We start from the raw sequence: 20,013 nt of genomic DNA on the forward strand, positions 1-20,013 counted from the left end.
AGCAGGCGCGCGACCAGGGCGGCCGCGCCGTCGCCCACCATGGCGCGCACGTCGGCGTCGTCGATCGTGTCCAGACCGTAGGCCGCCAACAGGCGACGGGCGGCCGAAGCAAGATCGGGCAGACTGTCGAGCAGCGTGCCGTCGAGGTCGAACACCGCGACGCGCGGTGCGGATGTGCCGGTGGTGGCGGCCATGATGCGTTCCTTGCCGTTCGTAGCGCAGCATATGGTAACCACAAGTGATCGCCGAACAACCCTGCGGCGTTTGACAGGTCGCGCATGTGACCGCTACCGGCATGGAATCATGAGCGTACAGTCGTCCCCTTCGTCCATCGCCCGTCCGGCAACCGCAATCCTTCTGGCCGCGGGCCTTGGCACCCGCATGCGCTCGCGTCTTCCCAAAGCGATGCACCCGCTGGGCGGACGCCCCATGCTGACCCACCTGATCGAAAGTGCGACAGCGGTGTTTGACCGGGTCGTCGTCGTGGTCGGCCCGGACATGGACGCGCTTGCCGCCATCGCGGCGCCCCATGCCGTGGTGGTGCAAGCCGAACGTCTGGGCACCGCGCATGCCGCCCGGCAAGCCGAAGCCCTGTTCGGCGAAGGCGATGTCGCGGTGCTCTATGCCGATAATCCGCTGATTACGGCACAGACGTTGCAGCGTCTGCGAGAGCGGCGAATGGACGGGGAGACGGGGCTTGCGCTGCTGGCCATGCGACCGTCCGACCCCGCGCGTTACGGGCGTGTGATCGAGCAGGACGGGCTGGTGCAGGCAATCGTCGAGTACAAGGATGCGACGGACGCACAGCGGGCCATCGGGCTGTGCAACGCCGGCGTCCTGTGCGCCGATGCGGGCGATTTCCGACGCTGGCTCGCGAGGGTGGACAATGACAATGCTGCCGGGGAATTCTATCTGACCGACGTGGTGGCGATCGCATGCGCCGAGGGGGCCGCGGTGCGCGCGGTCGAGGCACCGGAGGCCGAATTGCGCGGCATCAACTCGCGCGCCGAGCTTGCGCAGGCCGAAACGACGTTGCAGGCGCGTCTGCGGGCAAACGCGATGGAGGCGGGTGTAACGCTCGTCGCGCCGGACACAGTGTTTTTCAGCACCGACACGGTCATCGCGCCGGATGTGGTGGTGCATCCGCATGTCGTCTTCGGACCGGGCGTGCGGGTCGACTCCTTCGCCGAGATCAAGGCCTTCAGCCATCTGGAAGGCTGCGTAGTCGGCGAGGGCGCGCTGGTCGGCCCCTATGCCCGGCTGCGGCCCGGCGCCGTCATCGGGCGTGACGCGCATGTCGGCAATTTTGTCGAGATCAAGAACGCGACACTGGGCCACGGTGCCAAGGCCAATCACTTGACCTATGTCGGGGACGCGGAGGTCGGCGCGCGAACCAACATCGGCGCGGGCACCATCACCTGCAATTATGACGGAGTGTTCAAGCACCGCACCGTTATTGGCGAGGACGTGTTCGTCGGGTCGAACGCCATTCTGGTGGCGCCGGTCGCGGTCGGGGACGCGGCGCTGGTGACGGCAGGCAGCGTGGTCACGGCGGACGTGCCGCCCGGGGCGATGGCATTCGGCCGGGCGCGTCAGACAAATATCGAGGGGCGTGCGACGCTTTTCCGCGATGCGCTCCGGGACAGGAAAAAGAGGGAACAGGGCTGATGTGCGGCATCTGCGGTGTTGTGGGCAGCCATCCGGCCGCGCCCGTGATTTTCGAGGCTCTGCGGCGCCTGGAGTATCGCGGATACGATTCCGCTGGTATTGCGACACTTGACGATCAGGGCGTCATTGAACGTCGTCGCGCGCCCGGCAAGCTGGACAATCTCGGCGCAGTGCTCGACGCCCGGCCGCTGAGCGGCACGACGGGCATCGGCCATACCCGCTGGGCGACGCATGGCGCGCCGAACGAGACGAACGCCCATCCGCACAGCACGGATCGCGTCTCCGTCGTCCATAACGGCATTATCGAGAACTTCGAGGCTCTGCGCGCCGAACTGGAAGACGCGGGCCATGTGTTCGTGACCGATACGGACAGCGAGACGATCGCGCGCCTGGCCGATCATTACATGGCGCGCGGGATGTCGCCGCAGGACGCTGCCTTTGCCACGCTGCAACGTCTGGAAGGCGCCTATGCTGTCGCGATGATCTTCGCCGGGCATGAGGGGCTGATGATCGGCGCGCGGCACGGTGCCCCGCTGGCAGTCGGCTTTGGCGAGTCCGAGATGTTTCTGGGTTCGGACTCTTTGGCCCTCGCGCCGCTGACACGCCGGATCGCGTATCTGGATGATGGGGACTGGGTCGTCGTCACGCCCGAGGGTGCCACGTTCTTCGACCAGAGCGGCGAGCGGGTTGAGCGCGAAATTCGTCTGACGGCGCTGATCGCGGGTTCGGTCGGAAAAGACGGCTACCGGCACTACATGGAAAAGGAACTGCACGAGCATCCGGTCGTCATCGGCCAGACGTTGCAGCGCATGATCGACCCCGCCACGCGGCGCGTGGTGCTGCCGGACCTGCCGTTCGATCTGGCCACCGTGCCACGCGCGGTGGTGACGGCCTGTGGCTCGGCCTTTTACGCGGGCATGATCGGGCGCTACTGGCTGGAGGAACTGGCGCGTCTGCCGGTCGACATCGATGTCGCCAGCGAGATGCGCTATCGCAACCCGCCGCTTACCCCCGGCGGCATGGCGCTGCTGATTTCTCAATCGGGCGAGACGGCCGACACGCTGGCGGCGATGCGCGCATTGCGGGCGGACAAGCAGCACATCGTCTCGGTCCTGAACATGGAACAGAGCACCATGGGGCGCGAAAGCGACGTGGTGCTCGGCATGGTCGCGGGGCCGGAAATTTCGGTGGCGAGCACGAAGGCTTTCACGGCGCAGCTGTCGGTGCTGGCGTCGCTGACCGTGGCGATCGGACGTGCGCGCGGCACGCTGTCCGAAGCGCGTGAAGACGCGCTGATGAGCGCGCTGTTCGATCTGCCGAGCCGCGCGGCCGAAGTGTTCACCAATGGCGACGCGATCCGGTCGATGGCCGCCATCGTCGCGAAAGCACGCGATGTCCTGTATCTCGGCCGTGGCATCTGCTTTCCGGTGGCGCTGGAGGGGGCGCTCAAGCTCAAGGAAATTTCCTACATCCATGCCGAGGCCTATGCCGCCGGTGAGATGAAGCACGGGCCGATTTCGCTGATCGACAGCAGTGTGCCGATCGTCGCGATCGCGCCGTCGACCATCCTGTTCGACAAGGTTCTCTCGAACCTGCAGGAAGCACGGGCGCGCGGCGGAAAACTGCTGGTCTTCACCGATGCCGCCGGCGCCAGACGCCTGAAGGGCGTGGCCGAAGAAATCGTGGTGCTGCCGGACGTCGATGCGTTCGTGGCCCCGATCCTGTATACGATCCCGGTGCAGTTCCTGGCCTATGAAGTCGCGCTTCTGAAGGGTACCGACGTCGATCAGCCCCGCAATCTGGCCAAATCCGTCACTGTTGAGTGACGGATTCGTCGCGGGTTAACGTCTTCAGGAGCTCGCCAAAGCGCACGACGGGCAAGCCGCGCGTCTCCGGTCGGGCGGCGATGGCCAGGGACGCCGTCGGGGCGGGGCCTTTGATGGCGTGGTAGGTTACGCCTCCGGCGTGCAACTGGCGCAGGCAGTCGGGCACGATCGCGACGCCCAGTCCGGCCGCGACCAGCGGGATGGCGGACGCGATCTGGGGCGCCACCTGTCCGAAGTTGGGCGTGAACCCGGCGGCCTGACATGCCGCCAGTTGCGCGTCGAAAAATCCCGGCCCAAGCTGGCGGTCGAAAATGATGAACGGTTCGCCGGCGATGCGGGCGAGATCGACAGCCCCGTCATTCGATGCCGGGTGTCCGGACGGCAGGGCGAGAACCGTGGGCTCGTCCAGTAATGGTGTGACCTGCAGCGTCGGGTCGGTGAGAGGCGGCCGGATGATCGCAATGTCGATCCGGTGTTCGCGCAGTGCGTCCGACAGGGCGGGCGTGTTGCTTTCCTCCAGTGTGATCACGACGCCGGGCCACGCTTCCCGGAACAGGCGCACCGCCTGAGGTACCAAGGGCAGAAGCGAGACCGCGCCGGCCAGTCCGACGCGCAGCCGTCCGTGCTCGCCCCGGGCCAGTCCGGTGGCACGTTCGTGGAATGCCTCATCCTGTCGCAGCATGGCCCGCGCCGCGTCGATCAATCCCTCTCCGGCCTCGGTCAGGCGCGCACCACGGCTGAGCCGTTCAAACAGAACGACACCCAATTCGCGCTCCAGAAGACGGATCTGCTGGCTTAAAGGCGGCTGTTCCATATGCAGGGCGGCGGCGGCGCGCGTGAAGCCGCCATGGTCGGCCACGGCGACGAAGTAACGCAGGTGACGAAGTTCCATGGCAATCCATACTCAGTCGATATGGTTGACAGATAAACCATATATTAGACGTGTGGCACCGAACGGCGCATGATTCGTCATCACCTGAGCGCGACGGCGCGCGTCCACCATGACAGGGAACGAACGGACCATGACCTACACGATCGGTATGTATCTCGCGGAGCGACTGGCGCAGATCGGGCTCAAGCACCATTTCGCCGTGGCGGGCGACTATAACCTCGTCCTGCTGGACCAGTTGCTGCTGAACAAGGACATGGAGCAGATCTACTGCTCGAACGAACTGAACTGCGGCTTCAGCGCCGAGGGCTATGCGCGTGCCAATGGCGCGGCGGCGGCCGTCGTCACGTTCAGCGTGGGTGCGCTGTCCGCGTTCAATGCCATCGGGGGTGCCTTCGCTGAAAACCTGCCGGTCATCCTGATCTCAGGCGCGCCGAATACCGGCGATCACGGCACGGGACGCATCCTGCACCATACGCTGGGGACCAGCGATTATGGCTACCAGCGCGAAATCGCCAAGCACCTCACCTGCGCCGCCGAGAGCATTCTCAGCGCCGAGGAGGCACCGGCGAAGATCGACCACGTCATTCGGACGGCGCTGCGCGAGAAAAAGCCGGCTTATCTGGAAATCGCGTGCAACATCGCCGACGCCGAATGCGTCCGTCCGGGCGGTATCGACGCGCTGCTGGCGGGGCCGGCACCCGACCGTGCCAGCCTCGACGCCGCTGTGGACGCTGGCCTTGCGTTCCTTGAGGCGCGGGAGGATGTCGCCCTGCTGGTCGGCAGCAAGGTGCGTGCGCTGGGCGCACAGGCCGCCACGGTCGGGCTGGCGGACGCTCTGGGCTGTGCGGTGGCCACGATGGCGGCGGCCAAGAGCTTCTTCCCCGAAACGCATCCCGGCTACCGGGGTCTGTATTGGGGCGAAGTCAGCAGCCCGGGCGTGCAGTCGATGATCGACGACGCGCAGGGCGTGATCTGCGTCGGGCCGATCTTCAACGATTACGCGACGGTCGGCTGGACGGCGTGGCCTAAGGGCGACAACGTTCTTCTGGTCGAGGCCCACGCCGTGACCATTGACGGCGTCGCCTTCGCCGGGCTGGACGCGGCCGATTTCCTCGAAACCTTTGCCGCGCGGGCGGTGCGCCGGGATGCTTCCGCCCGTCGTACACAGCAGTATGTGGTGCCTGAAGTCGCCGCGCAGGCGCCCGAGACGAAGCTGACCAACGCCGAGATGGCGCGCCAGATCGGCGGTCTTGTCACGGGGAACACCACCGTTCTGGCCGAGACGGGCGATTCCTGGTTCAACGCGGTCCGCATGGGCCTGCCGACGGGCGCGCGTGTCGAACTGGAAATGCAGTGGGGGCATATCGGCTGGTCGGTGCCCGCCGCCTTCGGTGCGGCACTGGCGGCCCCGGAGAGGCGCACCGTGCTGATGGTGGGCGACGGATCGTTCCAGCTGACGGCGCAGGAAGTCGCGCAGATGATCCGTAACGACGTGCCGGTGATCATCTTCCTGATCAATAATCTCGGCTACACGATCGAGGTCATGATTCATGACGGCCCCTACAACAACGTCAAGAACTGGGACTATGCCGGGCTGATGGAGGTGTTCAACGCGGGCGAGGGCCATGGGCTGGGCCTGCGTGCCACGACCGGGGGAGAACTGTCCGCCGCGATCGAGCGTGCGGTAGCGAACACGCATGGGCCGACCTTGATCGAGTGTCGGCTTGACCGCGACGACTGCACCGAGGAACTGGTGAAGTGGGGCAAGCAGGTCGCGCGCGCCAATGCCCGCAAGCCGTCGACGCACTGAACGGCGCAACGGTTCTCGCACCAATCTCGTGCGGAGATGCACCGTTCCGGCACAGCGGCCGGAGACCCCGGGTTTGGGGGGCGTGACGGCCGCGTGTTATTTTCGTCCCCGGGCCGTGCGGCATTCGAACGAGCGCCGCGACGACCGGAACGACGGAGAGCACCCATGACGCAACTGGATATCGTGGTGAGGGGCGCCGGTGTTGCGGGTCTGGTGACCGCGACGGAACTGGCTGATCGCGGCGCGCGGGTCACCGTTCTGGAAACAGGGCCGGACATCGGATCGGGCGCGTCGTGGAAAGCGGGCGGCATGCTCGCGCCCTGGTGCGAGGCCGAATCGGCGCCCGACGAAGTGACCGCCGACTCGCTGGGTTCGGTCGATTGGTGGGCAGCGCACGTGCCTTCGGTGCAGAGGAACGGCAGTTTGGTGGTCGCGCCCCCACGCGATGTAGGCGATATATCGCGGTTCGGTCGACGGACCCAGGCTTTCGAGACCCTCGCGGAGGAGGCGATCGGCACGCTTGAGCCCGATCTGCTCGGCCGCTTTTCGAAGGCCCTGTTTTTCCCGCGTGAAGGCCATGTCGACCCGCGCGAGGCGCTGCGGACCCTGCGCGCCGGGATCGAGGCCCGGGGTGGATCGGTATTGACCGGCGTTCCCCGGGCCGAGGCCGAACGCGCGTCCGGCGTGGATTGGACGATCGATTGCACCGGGCTCGCCGCCCGGTCGCACCTGACGGAATTGCGTGGTGTGCGGGGCGAGATGCTTCTGCTGCGGTGCCCGGACGTCATTCTGCACCGTCCGGTGCGCATGCTGCATCCGCGCATCCCGATCTACATCGTGCCGCGCGCCGATCACGTGTTCATGGTCGGCGCCACGATGGTGGAAAGCGAGAACGCGGGCGGCATGACGCTGCGGTCGATGACGGATCTTCTGAACGCGGCGTATGTTCTTCACCCGGCATTCGCGGATGCGGAGATACTGGAAACGGGCGTTGGGCTTCGTCCCTCGTTTCGCGATAATGTGCCGCGCGTGCGGCAGGACGGTCGGACGATCATGGTCAATGGCATGTATCGTCACGGTTTTCTGCTGTCTCCGGCCCGTGCACGCACGGTCGCCGAACTTGTGTTCGGTGGTTAGGGCGCCCCCGCTTGCCTTGGGGCGGAGGCGCGCCTAGCTCTGTGAGGTCGGTCATCAGACACGGCAAAGACAAGAACGAGCCGGAGGAGGCCATGCGGATCACGGTCAACGACGAACCCCGCGACGTGACGGGGGATACCCTTTCGGTGGTGCTCGATGAACTCGGCTACGGTGCGGCGCGCGTTGCGACGGCGCTGGACGGACTGTTCGTCCCCGTGTCGCGTCGGGCGACGGCGTCCGTGACCGATGGTGCCCGGCTTGAAATCCTGGCCCCCATGCAGGGAGGCTGATCGATGACGTTCTATGGCACGGAGCTGTCGTCGCGCCTGATGCTCGGCACGGCGCAATATCCTTCTCCCGACATTCTGGCCGGGGCCGTGCGCGCCGCGCAGGCGGGCGTCGTGACGGTGTCGCTGCGCCGTGAATCGGCCGGCGAGCGGGCAGGGCAGGCCTTCTGGTCGCTGATCAGCGACCTCGGGGTGCCGGTTCTTCCCAATACGGCGGGCTGTCACACCCCGCGCGAGGCGGTGACGACGGCGCAGATGGCGCGCGAGGTGTTCAACACTGACTGGATCAAGCTCGAGGTCATCGGCGAACAGGACACGCTTCAGCCCGACGTGTTCGGTCTGGTCGAGGCGGCGCGCATCCTGACCGAGGACGGGTTCAAGGTGTTCCCCTATACGACCGAGGATCTGGTGGTGGCCGAACGCCTGCTGCGCGCCGGGTGCGAGGTTCTGATGCCGTGGGGCGCGCCCATCGGCTCGGGCAAGGGGCTGAACAACGTGTTCGGGCTACGGGCGATGCGGGCGCATTTTCCCGATGTGCCTCTGGTCGTCGATGCCGGCATCGGGCGCCCGTCCCATGCCACGCAGGCGATGGAACTGGGGTACGACGCGGTGCTGATCAACACGGCCGTGGCGCAGGCGGGCGATCCGGTCGGCATGGCGCGGGCCTTCCGGCTGGCGGTCGAGTCCGGTCTTGCCGCGCGGGAGGCCGATCCAATGGACGAGCGCGACATGGCCGCGCCCTCGACGCCGGTTCTCGGTCTGGCGCGCTTCGCATGAGCGCCCTGCCACAAACCATCTATCCGGTCGTTGATTCGGCGGCTTGGGTCGAACGCCTCGGCGCCGCGGGAGCGCGCTTCATCCAGCTTCGGGTGAAATCCCTGACCGGCGACGCATTGCGGGCCGAGATCGCCACGGCACGCGACGTCTCAAAAACGTTCGGTATCACACTGGTCCTGAATGATTTCTGGCGTGAGGCGATCGACCTCGGCATCGACTATGTTCATCTCGGGCAGGAAGATCTGGATGAGGCCGACGTAACCGCGATCCGGGGTGCCGGGATCCGGCTGGGTGTCAGCACGCATTCACATGACGAACTGAACCGCGCGCTTGCGCTCGCGCCCGATTATGTTGCGCTGGGGCCCGTATGGCCCACAAAACTCAAGCAGATGCCATGGGCCCCGCAGGGGGTGGAGCGACTGCGCGAATGGCGGGGATTGATCGGCGAGACGCCGCTGGTGGCTATCGGGGGCGTGACGCTGGAGCGCGCTCCGTCGTGCATCAGCGCCGGGGCCGACAGTGTCGCGGCGGTGTCCGATTTCATCCTGCATCCCGACCCCGAGGGCCAGATACGCGCATGGCTGGCCGCCACCACCGGACACATGTGACAAATATTGCATCGGGTCAGGTTTTTACGGCGTTCGCGCCATGTTCCATTCATAGTTCTGGCGTATGCTCCTCTGCGGATGAGTCACAGCTAAGGGGAGAGTAGCGGCGGATGGTCACGGGACTGGCGGAAATTCTTCTGGCGATCGCGCTGTTGCTGGTCGTGGTGAGCGCGATCCAGCCGCTGGCCAATCGTCTTGAGCTTTCCGAAACGGTTCTGCTCGCCATTGTCGGCGTGACGATCGGCGGTGTCGCCGATCTGGCGCTGCGCAGTTCGTCGATCGATTATTTCAACGGCGCGGCTGAGACGCTGCTGGACTTTCCGATCAACAGTGAAGCGTTTCTGCTGATCTTCCTGCCTATTCTGGTGTTTCAGGGCGCGCTGGCGATCGACGTACGACGTCTGGCACATGAGGCGGCGACGGTCCTGCTTCTGGCCGTGGTCGCAGTGGTTGTCTCCACCGCCACGATCGGGCTGGCGCTGATGCCGTTCGCCAGCATGCCTCTGGTGGTGTGCCTTCTGCTCGGCTCCATCGTCGCGACGACCGATCCTTCGGCGGTGGTCGGCATTTTCCGCGATATCGGGGCCGCCTCGCGCCTGACGCGGCTGGTTGAGGGGGAGGCGCTTCTTAACGACGCGGCGGCGATCGCGATCTTCTCCATCCTTCTGTCGGCCATTACCGCGCATCGGCCCATCATGCTGGGCGATGCGGTGCTGGATTTCTTCACCTCGTTCGCCGGCGCGCTGCTGGTCGGCGGTATCTGTGGCCGCCTGACGCTGATGATGATGGCCGCCCTCGGCGGCGCACCTGCGGCCGAGATCACGCTGACGGTGGCGCTGCCCTACATCGTCTATATCCTGTGCGATGATTTCCTCGGCTTCTCCGGCGTTGTGGCAACGGCGGCGGCGGGTCTGGTCGTGTCGGTATACGGGCCGTCGACGGTCAGGCCCCAGACATGGCGCTTTCTGAACGAGTTGTGGCAGCAGCTGGTGTTCTGGGCCGGGTCGCTGGTGTTCGTGCTGGCCTCGATGCTCGTGCCCCGCTTGCTGATGGGCATGACGCGGTGGGACTGCGTGCTGGTGCTGATCGCGATCGGCGCCGGGCTGCTGGCCCGTGGGGCGGTCGTGTTCGGCCTGTTGCCGCTGCTGTCCATGACACGGATTTCGCCGCCGGTGCCGACCCCATTCAAGGTCACCATGGTCTGGGGCGGCTTGCGGGGGGCCATCACGCTGGCGCTGGCGCTGGCAGTGACGGAGAACGAGAATGTCTCCACCCCGGTCGCGCATTTCATCGGCATCATTGCCACGGGGTTCGTCTTGTTCACGCTGCTGGTGAACGGCACGACGCTGCGCTACCTGGTGCTGTTCTTCAAGCTCGACCAGCTGACGCCGATGGACCAGGCGATGCGGCATCAGGTCCTGGCCGGCGGTCTGGGCCACGTGGCGACACGCACCGGCGACGTCGCGACGGAGCTGGGCTTTTCGGACTCCACCGCCCGCTCGGTCGTGGAGCGTATCGACCGCCGCGCGGGAGAGGAGGCCGAGGCCAATACTTTCGACACCGCGCTGGGCGACCGGCAGCGCGTGGTCCTGGCGCTGATCACCATCGCCAATCAGGAACGTGCGATCCTTCTCGACCTGTTCCGAATACAGGGTCTGTCGCGGCGGGTGATGGAGACGTTGCTGCGCTCGGCCGAGGCCATGGTCGATGGCGCGCGTCTTGAGGGACGGTTCGGGTATGTGCGTGCGCTGCGCCGTCGGCTGCGCCCCTCTGTGCGGTTCCGTATTGCACAGGAAATCCATCATCGTTTCCACATTGATCAGCCGCTGATGCATTGCATGATGGAGCGGTTCGAGATGCTGATGGTCGCCCATCAGGTCTCGCTGGCCCTGATGCGCTTCATGCATGAGCGCCTGGAACCCACGCTGGGCGGCCGTATCGCCGAAATCGTGTCGGAGGTTCTGGGACGCCAGCGCAAGCTGCTTGACGATGCGCTCGAGACCTTGCGTCTTCATTACTACGGTTATGCCGAGGCGCTCGAGGGGCGCATGCTCAATCAGATCGCGTTGCGTCTGGAGGGGGAGGAATACGACTCTCTTCTGTCGGATTCGCTGATCAGCGACGAATTGCATCGCGAATTGTATCGCGATGTGGAAACACGGCGGCGGCGACTGGACACGCGGCTGCGCTTTAACCTCAAGAGCGGGATCGAAGACCGTGTGCGGGAGTTCACGGTGCTGGGCGAACTGCCGCCGGCGGTGATTCATGATCTCTCGATGCAGATGTCTATCCACTTCAGTTCGCCGGGAGAGCGGCTCTATCGTCGCGGGCAAACCGTAAAGACGGTGTATTTCGTGATCGCCGGTCTGGCCGAGATGCACATTGCCGAGCACGATGTGCGCTTTGGCGCAGGTGACGTCATCGGGGGAGAAGAAGCCCTTGACGAGCGTCCGGCGTCGGCGGCGATGCGGTCGATCCAGTTCGGGCATTTTCTGACCATGCGTGCCTCCACCTTGCGCCGCCTCGTTCAGGACTACCCCGAAGTGCGCGCCCGTATCGAGCGCCTGGCCCACGAGCGCGAGCAGCGTGTCGAGGACGCCGAGGGCAGCAAGGTGCCCGTCGTACCCGCGCATGGCGGCCAGCCGGGAATGATCGCGGCCGAGGAGGGCGTGACCCTCGCGGCGGGGGACATTCCCCGGGGCGGACCGACGACATGGGCCGACCACTGATCCCGCGACGGACTGACAAAACGACATTGCGGCTATGTCGAAAGGTATCCCGATCGTCTAGGCTTGACTGAATCGGGTCGAATGAAAGAGCGGGGACCGTCATGTATGATATCCAGATCAACGGCGACGTCCACTCAGTGGACGTTCCGGGGGACACTCCTCTGCTGTGGGTTCTTCGTGACGTTCTCGGAATGACCGGAACGAAGTTCGGCTGCGGAATCGCACAGTGTGGCGTGTGCACGGTGCATCTCGACGGCCAGCCGGTGCGGTCGTGCAGTCTGCCGGTGGCGGCGATCGGTACGCATCCCGTCACGACGATCGAGGGGATCGGCAGCGACGCTCTGGGGCAGGCGGTGCAGAAGGCCTGGATCGATCTGGACGTCGTGCAGTGTGGCTATTGCCAGCCCGGACAGATCATGTCGGCCGTGGCTCTTCTGAAAACCAACCCGCATCCCGAAGACAGCGACATCGATATGGCCATGTCCGGCAATATCTGTCGCTGCGGTACGTATCAGCGTATTCGCGCCGCGATCCGCAGCGCGGCCGGGGCCTGAGCGGATGGGACACATGAGCGTTTCGCGCCGCACGTTGCTCGGTGGCCTGGGCGGCCTTGTGCTGGCTGTGCAGATGCCGCCCAGGCGCGCCCGGGCGACCGGCACGATCGTTGAGGACGTCACGACGCCCTTCAGCCCGAACGCGTTTATCCGGATCGACGAGCGCGGTGTCGTGACGTTCATCATGCGCAATGTCGAGATGGGGCAGGGGATCTACACCGGCGCGACCCTGCTGATGGCCGAGGAACTCGACCTCGACCCCGAGACCGTTCAGCTGGAGGCCGCGCCCCCCGACGTGGCCTACGTCGACAAGGACATGGGCACCCAAGCGACCGGCGGGTCAACGTCGACGATGGGCGAGTGGGTGCTGCTGCGCAAGGCCGCCGCGACGGCGCGCGTGCTGCTGGTACAGGCGGCCGCGACGCGTTGGGGGGTCGATCCGGCCGCCTGCCGGACGGAGGCCGGGGTCATTCACCACGACGCGTCGGGTCGCGCGGTGGGCTATGGCGAGGTCGCGGCGGAGGCCGGGCGATTGCCGGTGCCACCGGACGTCTCCCTGCGCCCCCCCTCGGCGTTCCGCCTGATCGGCCGCTCCCACCATCGCCTCGACAGCCCGGCGAAGGTCCATGCGACCGCGCAGTTCGGTATCGATGCGCGGGTCGACGGAATGAAGTTCGCAACCGTTGCCGCATGTCCGGTCATGGGCGGGACCCTGGTGCATGTAAATGAAGGCGCGGCGCGGGCGGTTTCCGGTGTCGTGGACATACTCCGCCTGCCAAACGCCGTCTGCGTCGTCGGGTCCACGACATGGGCCGCGCAAATGGGCCTGAAGGCCGCCGCCCCGGAGTGGAACGCGGGCGAGAATGCGCACGTCGATACCGCGCTGGTGTATCGGCAGTTGCATGACGGGGCCGCGCAGCCGGAACGCGGGATCGTCGCGCAGGAGAAAGGGGACGCCCACGCCGCTGTGGCCGGTGCCCATCGCCAGTATGCCGCCACGTATCAGCAGCCCCTGCTGGCACATGCGACGATGGAACCCGTCAACTGCACCGTCCATGTAACGCCCGATCGCTGCGACATCTGGGTCGGAACGCAGGTGCCGCTTCGTGCCCGTGATTCCGCCGCGCGGATCACGGGACTGGCCGCCGATCAGGTCCACCTGCACAACATGTATATCGGCGGGGGTTTCGGACGGCGGCTGGAGCATGAATATGTCGAACAGGCCGTGCAGTTCGCGCGGCAGGTGCCCTATCCGCTCAAGATCGTCTGGAGCCGGGAAGAGGACATCACCCTTGATCGCTTTCGTCCCGCCTATGTCGACCAGATTGCGGCGGGCCTGTCCTCGCACGGTAATATCGTGGGCGTAACACACCGCATTGTCGGGCCCGCCGTTGTCGCGCGCTGGGCGCCGGAGGGGCTGATGCCGAACGGCATGGACGGCGATCTTCTGGCCGCCGCCGCCGATGTGCCCTACGATTTCCGTGCCTCCTATCTTGATTTCGTGCGGCGTGAGACACCCGGCGTGGTGACGGCGTGGTGGCGGGGCGTTGGCGGCACCCGCGGCCTGTTCGTCATGGAGAGTTTCATCGACGAGCTGGCTGCCGTGGCGGGGCGCGACCCGATCGAGTTCCGACGCCATCATCTGAAAAACGATGCGCGTGCGATCGGCGTGCTTGACCTGGCCTCCGACAAGGCGAACTGGTCGCAACCGATGCCCAAGGGGTCGGGGCGTGGCGTGGCGGTGCAGTTCCTGTTCGGATCGTATCTTGCGACGATCATGGACGTGAAGGTGGACGACGATGGATCGGTGCGCGTTCTTCGAGCGGTCGTGGCGGTCGATTGCGGACGTCTGGTCAACCCCGATCAGGTGCGCTCGCAAATCGAGGGCGGCTTGATGTTCGGCATCGGCGCCGCCTTGTTCAATGAGATCACGCTGGATCATGGTCGTGTGCAGCAACGTAATTTCAATCGCTATCGCGTGCTTCGCATGAACGAGGCACCTGTGATTGAAGTGCATCTGGTCGAAAGCGACGCGGATCCTGGGGGCATTGGTGAAACGGGCACGGCGGCCGCGGCACCCGCTCTGGCCAACGCGCTGGCGGCGGCAACCGGCCGACGCTATCGCCGCCTACCGCTGCTCGGCAAGCAGGAGCTCGACGTATGAGGGGCTGGTTCGCTCGGCTGGCGTCGACGCTGTTCGTTCTGTCGTTGCTCGTCGCGAAGGCGCACGGCGCGGACACGTCGTCGCAGATCGCCCGCGGGGAGTATCTGGCACGCGCGTCCGACTGCGAGGTCTGTCATACCGCGCCCGGTGGCACGCCGTTTGCCGGCGGCCGCCCCTTCAAGCTGCCCGGTATCGGGACGATCTATTCGACCAATCTCACGCCGGATCGGGCGACCGGCGTGGGCGACTATACCGATGCGCAGTTCGCGCGTGCCGTGCGGCGCGGCGTGGGGCGTGGGTGGAAGCACCTGTATCCGGTCATGCCCTACACGTCGTATGCGTATCTGTCGGCCGACGATACGGCGGCGATTTTCGCGTGGCTAAAAACGCTCCGCCCCGTCACGGCGACGATCCCGGCCAACGATGTCGGGTTCCCCTACAACATTCGCGCGGCGATGATCGGCTGGAACCTGCTGTATCGGCCGTCGGCCGGCCGGCGTGACGACCCGTCGCGATCGGCCGCCTGGAATCAGGGGCGATGGCTGGTGGAGGGCCCGGGCCACTGTGCGGAATGCCATACGCCGCGCAACATGCTTTATGCGAAGTCGTCCAGCCAACCCTATGCCGGGGGCCAGGCCGAAGAATGGGACGCCTACAACATCTCGTCCGATCCCGAGAGCGGTATCGGGGGATGGAGCGACGAGTCCCTGTTCGCCTATCTGCACACCGGTCACGCCGACGGGCATGGCACCGCATCCGGCCCAATGGCCGATGTCATCAGCCATGGCGTCCGCTACATGACCGACGAGGACGTTCACGCGATGATCACGTATCTGCGCACGCTGCCGCAACAGCGCACGAACGTGATCACCGATCGTGTCTCTCCCGAGAGGCTCGCCAGGATCGGCACTCCGACGGAAGGCAACGGGGCGCGGCTGTTTGCCGGGGCATGCGCCGGGTGTCACCTGACCGATGGCACCGGTCGGCAGGTACCGTACGCCACGCTGTGGGGCGCGCGGACCGTGGGCCTGCCGGGCGGGCGTAACCTGGTGCAGGTCATTCTCCACGGCAGCGCACTTGAGACGAGCATGGGCCGGATCGCGATGCCGCAGGTCGGTGACGAGTATTCTGATCGCGACATTGCCGATATCGCCAATTATGTCATCGGCCATTTCGGCAATCGTGCGGGCACGGTGACACCGCAAGCCGTTCAGGCTGCCCTGGCGAACGGCGACTGAGAACAAGAGAGAGCGATGCGCTATCTGGTGACAGGCGGAGCCGGCTTCGTCGGCAGCCATGTCGTTCTTGCCCTGCAGGATGCGGGGCACACGGTTACGGTCGTCGACGACCTCAGCCTCGGCCACCGGTCCGCGATTCCGGCCTCCGTGGGTTTCATCGAGGCCGACCTGCGCGACCGCGCGGCAACAGCCGCAGCCTTCGCTGGGGCGGCACCGGATGCGGTCCTGCATTTCGCCGGGCGCTCTCTCGTCGGCGAAAGCATGCGGAATCCCCTCGATTATCTCCACGACAATGTGGTGTCGTCGCTAAACGTGATCGGGCAGTCCGTCGCGCATGGGGTGCGCAAGATCGTATTCTCATCAACGGCGGCCCTGTTTTCGCAGACCAACGCGGCACCGCTGACCGAGGACAGCCCGATCGATCCGTCATCCCCCTATGGCGAGAGCAAGGCGATGGTAGAGCGCGCCCTGTATTGGGCGGACAGGGCGCATGGCCTGAAAAGCGCCTGCCTGCGCTATTTCAACGCCGGAGGTGCCGACCCGCACGGTCGTGCCGGCGAGGACCATACCTTCGAGACCCACCTCATCCCGCTGGCAATCGATACGGCCCTCGGCCGTCTGCCGGAACTGGTAGTGTTCGGGCAAGACTACCCGACGCGTGACGGCTCGTGCATCCGCGATTACGTGCATGTCAGCGATCTTGCGCAGGCCCATCTGGCAGTCCTGCCACTGCTGGAAACGCGCAGTGCCACCTACAATGTCGGGACCGGACGGGGCTACTCGGCCGTCGAAGTCGTTCAGTCGGTCGAGCGCGTGACCGGCCGGCCCGTTAACTGGCGCTGGGGTCCGCGACGGGCAGGGGACCCGGCACGGCTGGTGGCCGATGCCACCCGCCTGCGCGACGACACGGGGTGGCACCCGCAGTTCGACGATCTCGATGCCATCGTGGCGACAGCCGTCCGGTGGCGTCAGGCGCATCCGCACGGTTACGCGGACTAACGGCCCGCGACGTCAGTCGCTCTCGTGATCCCCCGTGTCGATCAGGGTGGCGCGGGGCGTGGTATCGGTCAGGAGCGTGAAGATGTCCGGGCGTGCATAGTGCCCCGCGACATCAAGGTCATAGCGGGCGCGAATGATATCGTCCGTATCGATATCGGCGGTCAGGATCACTTCCCGATCGTGAACAGGCCCGGCGAGGATGTCGCCCATCGGGCCCACGATCACGCTGCCGCCCCGGATCAGCACCGTGCCGGGCGCATCGCCCTGCACACAGTCGTAGTCGGCCGGCGCGTCGTCGCGCGTCAGGAACTGACAGGCGCTGAGCACGAACAGGCGCCCCTCATACGCGATGTGTCGCATTGAGACCTGCCAGATCTCCCGCTCATCGACCGTAGGGGCGCACCAGATGTCCACACCCCGGCTATAGAGGTGCTGGCGTAGCAACGGCATGTAGTTTTCCCAGCAGATCGCGCTGGACACACGTCCCGCAGGCGTTTCCACGATCGGCAGAGTGGAGCCGTCGCCGGGCGCCCAGACCAGACGCTCGGACGCCGTGGGCATCAGTTTGCGATGCTTGCCGAGCAATGCGCCGTCCGGGCCGAAGAACAGCGTGCAGCAATACAGCGTGGCCCCCTCGCGCTCTATCGCGCCGGTCACCAGATGCGCGTTCATCATCGCCGCGAATCCACCGATGCGCGCCGTTTCGACGCCCGGCACATCGATCGCGGCACGCCAGTACCGCAGGTAATCCTCGCGCCCGGCTGCCGTGCGCGTGCCGACCCGCGCACCGAAATCCAGACCCTTCGGGTAACCGCCGATATAGGCCTCAGGAAACACCACCAGTTGCGCACCTTCGGCGGCGGCCTGCTGGCACAGCCCCTCCATTCGGTCGAGTGTGCGCGGCGTGTCAAACAGGACACTGCCGGTCTGGACGACGGCGACGTGGGTACGGGCCATGGGGAAGGGCGCCTTTGCTGGACGGTTAAAAAGGGAGCGCAGAGTGGCCCATTCGCACTCCACGGCCAAGTCCTTCGTGCAAGGGGATCAAGGGCTTGTCGCCAGTGGGACGGTGCGCCGCGCACACCACAACGCCCACATGGCGCTAACCCCGTAACCCCAGAGCAACCAGGCACCCGCCAGGCGGCAGATGTGCTCGTCGGTCGCGTACAGCGTCGGAGCCCATCGCAGGGCGGTCGCGTCGCACAGCATGGCAATGCCGAGGACGATCAGGGTCGCCGACGGCAATTGCGCGGCGGTCAGGGCGGCGCAGCGACGCACCAGCGCAATGCACGCCATGCAGATCGGGATCGAGACGACGAAACCCACGTCGCCCTGCCAACCGGCCAGTGCATCGGGAGAAACATGGACAGACGCCGTCGCAATGGCCCAGAAAAACACGGCGATGAGAGTGCAGATGAGCATCTGACGCGGAGCAAGCATGGTGAAAACTCCCTGTCGTAGCGGTCGCTACACCCTGACGAAATGAAGCGATCGCTACAACACGAAAACGGTGCCGTGTCGTCGGGGCACGAGCGGGAAGGGCGAAAGGACGCCCTGCTGGAGGCTTTGGCCGATCTGGTGCTTGCAGAAGGGCTGGGCACGATGGGACTGCGCGGCGTCGCGGCGCGTCTGGGCACCAGCGATCGTATGCTTATTTATTATTTCAGTTCGAAAGATCAGCTGGTGACGGCTGTTCTGGACCGGGTGTCGCAGAAACTTGCCGTGATTCTCGGGGCTCACAGTGTCGGGCCAAGACTGCGCCCCGGCACATTCCTGCGGACCGCCCTTGGTCTTGGCCGCGATTCGTCGGTTGCCCCGTTCATGCGCCTGTGGAGCGACGTCGTTGCGCGCGGCGCGCGACGGGAAGTGCCGTATAACGACATCGCCGCCAAGGTCGTGGCGGACTGGCTGGGCTGGATTCAAAGCCGCCTTGTCCCGCACCCGGATCTGGCCACGCAGGCCGCGGCCATCCTGTCGATTGTCGAAGGCAGCGTGATCCTCGAACTCGCGCGCCCGGGCAGCACGCCGGCGCTGGACGATTATCTCGCCGGTGTGCTGGGGGAAGGCGAGGAGGACGCGGGCTGACGACAGATCACGACGCGTGTGCGCGTTGCCGTTCGATGGCGGCGGTGAACGCGTCCGCCCCGGGCCAACCGGTCATTCGACCGAGCGAACGGCCGCCGCGAAACACCAGAAATGTCGGGGCACCATGCAGACTGAAACGCGTCGCCATCGGCATGTCGTCATAGACGTTACACTGAAGCCAGCGCACGTCCGGCCATGCGAACCGAGCCGGCGCGCGCAGGAGGCTCGCCTTCGCCACATCGCAGTTCGGGCAGTTCAAACCCCAGAGGAACAGGATCGACAGACCGTCCGGCGCCTCGGACAGGGCATCGTCCAACGTGGCGTGCGTCACCGCCGTCATGGCGAACTGTTCGAAAAACGTCGGAACGGTCGTGCCCGTCGTGGCTATCATGTGCGTTCTCGTCCTCGCGGCAGGGCACTGTTCGGGGCGGCGATACGGCTGAATGTCGTCCGTTTTTCAGGACTTGCGGAAAATCAGCACCGGCCGCCTTGTGGCGTCGCTCAGTACCAGCTCCGGCCCGTTGACCCGCCAGAACCGGGTGGCGTCCATGGCCGTCAGAAATGCCTGCTCGCGCTTCATGGCTGCCGGCGCGCACGCCATCCGCGTGGTCATCAGTGGACCGAACCGAACGGAGTCACCCGTGATAGCCGCCTTGCCCATGACGCGGTTGCATCCCGTCGAGCCACTGACAGCGCCGTCGGCGCCCAGCGTTATGGCTGTCCCGGCGCCGACGGCCTCTCCGTTCAGGACACTCAGTTGCCAGACGCCGGTGACGCCGTCGGACGCGGAACCGGCATCCGTCGCCACGCCATGGACCCAGACGACGGGGTGGTCGGTGCCTCCGGCCAGAACCGGCTGCGGGTCGCCACTGTCCAGAAGAATCCGATCGTCGGCCGTGATTCGGGCACTCACGCCGTAGCTGTGCGCAGGCTTGATCGACGCCGGGTCATACGGCAGATCGAACACGAGTGACGCTGCGTTCAGCGCCGGGAAATCCGTGCGCACGAGCGGAACCGGATTCCCCGGCGTGGTGATATCGACGAGCGTCACCGTCATGACCGCGTTGTCCGGAAGCGTCGTCGCCGACTGAAACTGGACCGCGCCACGCAGAACGGCGTAGGTGCCGGGAATGGCGGGCTGCGTCGAGTTTGCTGCCATCGCCGGAACAGCGATCGTCGTGCTCAGCAGCGCGGCAAGGGCGGGCAGAACGGCACGGGCGGACATCATGCGGGCGTCTC

At 65.8% G+C, this 20,013-nt stretch carries 19 protein-coding genes; 13 read left to right on the forward strand and 6 right to left on the reverse strand.

Going from position 1 to position 20,013, the window contains the following annotated elements; genetic code table 11:
* The coding region (locus HUK82_RS05585; protein ID WP_176613011.1) for an HAD hydrolase-like protein at positions 1–194 on the reverse strand (194 nt) is incomplete at its 3' end.
* 109 nt (positions 195–303) lie between these two features.
* On the opposite strand from HUK82_RS05585, the gene glmU reads away from it, so the two are divergent.
* Entirely contained in the window at positions 304–1,668 is a 1,365-nt protein-coding gene (gene glmU, locus HUK82_RS05590; protein WP_176613012.1) for a bifunctional UDP-N-acetylglucosamine diphosphorylase/glucosamine-1-phosphate N-acetyltransferase GlmU, read from the forward strand.
* The gene (glmS, locus tag HUK82_RS05595; protein WP_176613013.1) at positions 1,668–3,494 is read left to right on the forward strand and encodes a glutamine--fructose-6-phosphate transaminase (isomerizing); all 1,827 of its coding nucleotides are present in this window, start codon (positions 1,668–1,670) and stop codon (positions 3,492–3,494) included. Before glmU ends, glmS begins: the two co-directional genes overlap by 1 nt.
* Here glmS and HUK82_RS05600 read toward each other — a convergent pair.
* Entirely contained in the window at positions 3,481–4,386 is a 906-nt protein-coding gene (locus tag HUK82_RS05600) for a LysR family transcriptional regulator (RefSeq protein WP_176613014.1), read from the reverse strand. The genes glmS and HUK82_RS05600 overlap by 14 nt on opposite strands.
* A gap of 130 nt (positions 4,387–4,516) precedes the next feature.
* Here HUK82_RS05600 and HUK82_RS05605 point away from each other — a divergent pair, with 130 nt between their 5' ends.
* The 10 genes from HUK82_RS05605 to galE all read left to right on the forward strand — a co-directional run bounded on the left by HUK82_RS05605 (position 4,517) and on the right by galE (position 16,689).
* Complete coding sequence (locus tag HUK82_RS05605; RefSeq protein ID WP_176613015.1) at positions 4,517–6,196, forward strand: alpha-keto acid decarboxylase family protein; 1,680 nt, start codon at positions 4,517–4,519, stop codon at positions 6,194–6,196.
* Positions 6,197–6,361: 165 nt separating this feature from the next.
* Positions 6,362–7,333 carry a glycine oxidase ThiO gene (gene thiO, locus HUK82_RS05610; protein WP_176613016.1) on the forward strand — a complete coding sequence of 324 codons (972 nt, stop codon included), beginning with the start codon at positions 6,362–6,364 and terminating at the stop codon, positions 7,331–7,333.
* A 92-nt stretch (positions 7,334–7,425) separates the two neighbouring features.
* Positions 7,426–7,623, forward strand: coding sequence for a sulfur carrier protein ThiS (thiS, locus tag HUK82_RS05615; RefSeq protein ID WP_176613017.1), 198 nt, complete (start codon positions 7,426–7,428; stop codon positions 7,621–7,623).
* A 3-nt stretch (positions 7,624–7,626) separates the two neighbouring features.
* Complete coding sequence (locus tag HUK82_RS05620; protein ID WP_176613018.1) at positions 7,627–8,397, forward strand: thiazole synthase; 771 nt, start codon at positions 7,627–7,629, stop codon at positions 8,395–8,397.
* Positions 8,394–9,005: a thiamine phosphate synthase gene (locus tag HUK82_RS05625; RefSeq protein WP_176613019.1), complete on the forward strand. Its 612-nt coding sequence runs from the start codon at positions 8,394–8,396 to the stop codon at positions 9,003–9,005. The genes HUK82_RS05620 and HUK82_RS05625 overlap by 4 nt, the downstream gene beginning before the upstream one ends.
* Before the next feature lie 110 nt (positions 9,006–9,115).
* Positions 9,116–11,734 (forward strand): cation:proton antiporter, encoded by a 2,619-nt coding sequence (locus tag HUK82_RS05630; protein ID WP_176613020.1) that lies wholly within the window; start codon positions 9,116–9,118, stop codon positions 11,732–11,734.
* A gap of 101 nt (positions 11,735–11,835) precedes the next feature.
* Entirely contained in the window at positions 11,836–12,288 is a 453-nt protein-coding gene (locus HUK82_RS05635; protein WP_176613021.1) for a (2Fe-2S)-binding protein, read from the forward strand.
* 4 nt (positions 12,289–12,292) lie between these two features.
* The gene (locus HUK82_RS05640) at positions 12,293–14,452 is read left to right on the forward strand and encodes a xanthine dehydrogenase family protein molybdopterin-binding subunit (RefSeq protein WP_176613022.1); all 2,160 of its coding nucleotides are present in this window, start codon (positions 12,293–12,295) and stop codon (positions 14,450–14,452) included.
* Positions 14,449–15,690: a c-type cytochrome gene (locus HUK82_RS05645; RefSeq protein ID WP_176613023.1), complete on the forward strand. Its 1,242-nt coding sequence runs from the start codon at positions 14,449–14,451 to the stop codon at positions 15,688–15,690. Before HUK82_RS05640 ends, HUK82_RS05645 begins: the two co-directional genes overlap by 4 nt.
* A gap of 15 nt (positions 15,691–15,705) precedes the next feature.
* Complete coding sequence (gene galE, locus HUK82_RS05650; protein WP_176613024.1) at positions 15,706–16,689, forward strand: UDP-glucose 4-epimerase GalE; 984 nt, start codon at positions 15,706–15,708, stop codon at positions 16,687–16,689.
* Between the two features lie 12 nt (positions 16,690–16,701).
* Here the strand turns inward: galE and HUK82_RS05655 are convergent, their stop codons facing one another.
* Complete coding sequence (locus tag HUK82_RS05655; protein WP_176613025.1) at positions 16,702–17,646, reverse strand: carbon-nitrogen hydrolase family protein; 945 nt, start codon at positions 17,644–17,646, stop codon at positions 16,702–16,704.
* An 87-nt stretch (positions 17,647–17,733) separates the two neighbouring features.
* Positions 17,734–18,129 carry a hypothetical protein gene (locus tag HUK82_RS05660; RefSeq protein ID WP_176613026.1) on the reverse strand — a complete coding sequence of 132 codons (396 nt, stop codon included), beginning with the start codon at positions 18,127–18,129 and terminating at the stop codon, positions 17,734–17,736.
* Positions 18,130–18,204: 75 nt separating this feature from the next.
* Between HUK82_RS05660 and HUK82_RS05665 the strand changes: the two genes are divergently transcribed.
* On the forward strand, positions 18,205–18,774 hold the full coding sequence (locus HUK82_RS05665; RefSeq protein WP_176613027.1) for a TetR/AcrR family transcriptional regulator: 570 nt from the start codon (positions 18,205–18,207) through the stop codon (positions 18,772–18,774).
* A gap of 7 nt (positions 18,775–18,781) precedes the next feature.
* Here HUK82_RS05665 and HUK82_RS05670 read toward each other — a convergent pair whose 3' ends face one another.
* Both HUK82_RS05670 and HUK82_RS05675 read right to left on the reverse strand, forming a co-directional pair.
* Entirely contained in the window at positions 18,782–19,165 is a 384-nt protein-coding gene (locus HUK82_RS05670) for a thioredoxin family protein (RefSeq protein ID WP_176613028.1), read from the reverse strand.
* 66 nt (positions 19,166–19,231) lie between these two features.
* Positions 19,232–20,002 carry an META domain-containing protein gene (locus HUK82_RS05675; RefSeq protein ID WP_176613029.1) on the reverse strand — a complete coding sequence of 257 codons (771 nt, stop codon included), beginning with the start codon at positions 20,000–20,002 and terminating at the stop codon, positions 19,232–19,234.
* Positions 20,003–20,013 lie beyond the last annotated feature (11 nt).

Source organism: Ameyamaea chiangmaiensis (assembly GCF_013376175.1).
In the GTDB taxonomy this organism is placed as follows: domain Bacteria; phylum Pseudomonadota; class Alphaproteobacteria; order Acetobacterales; family Acetobacteraceae; genus Ameyamaea; species Ameyamaea chiangmaiensis.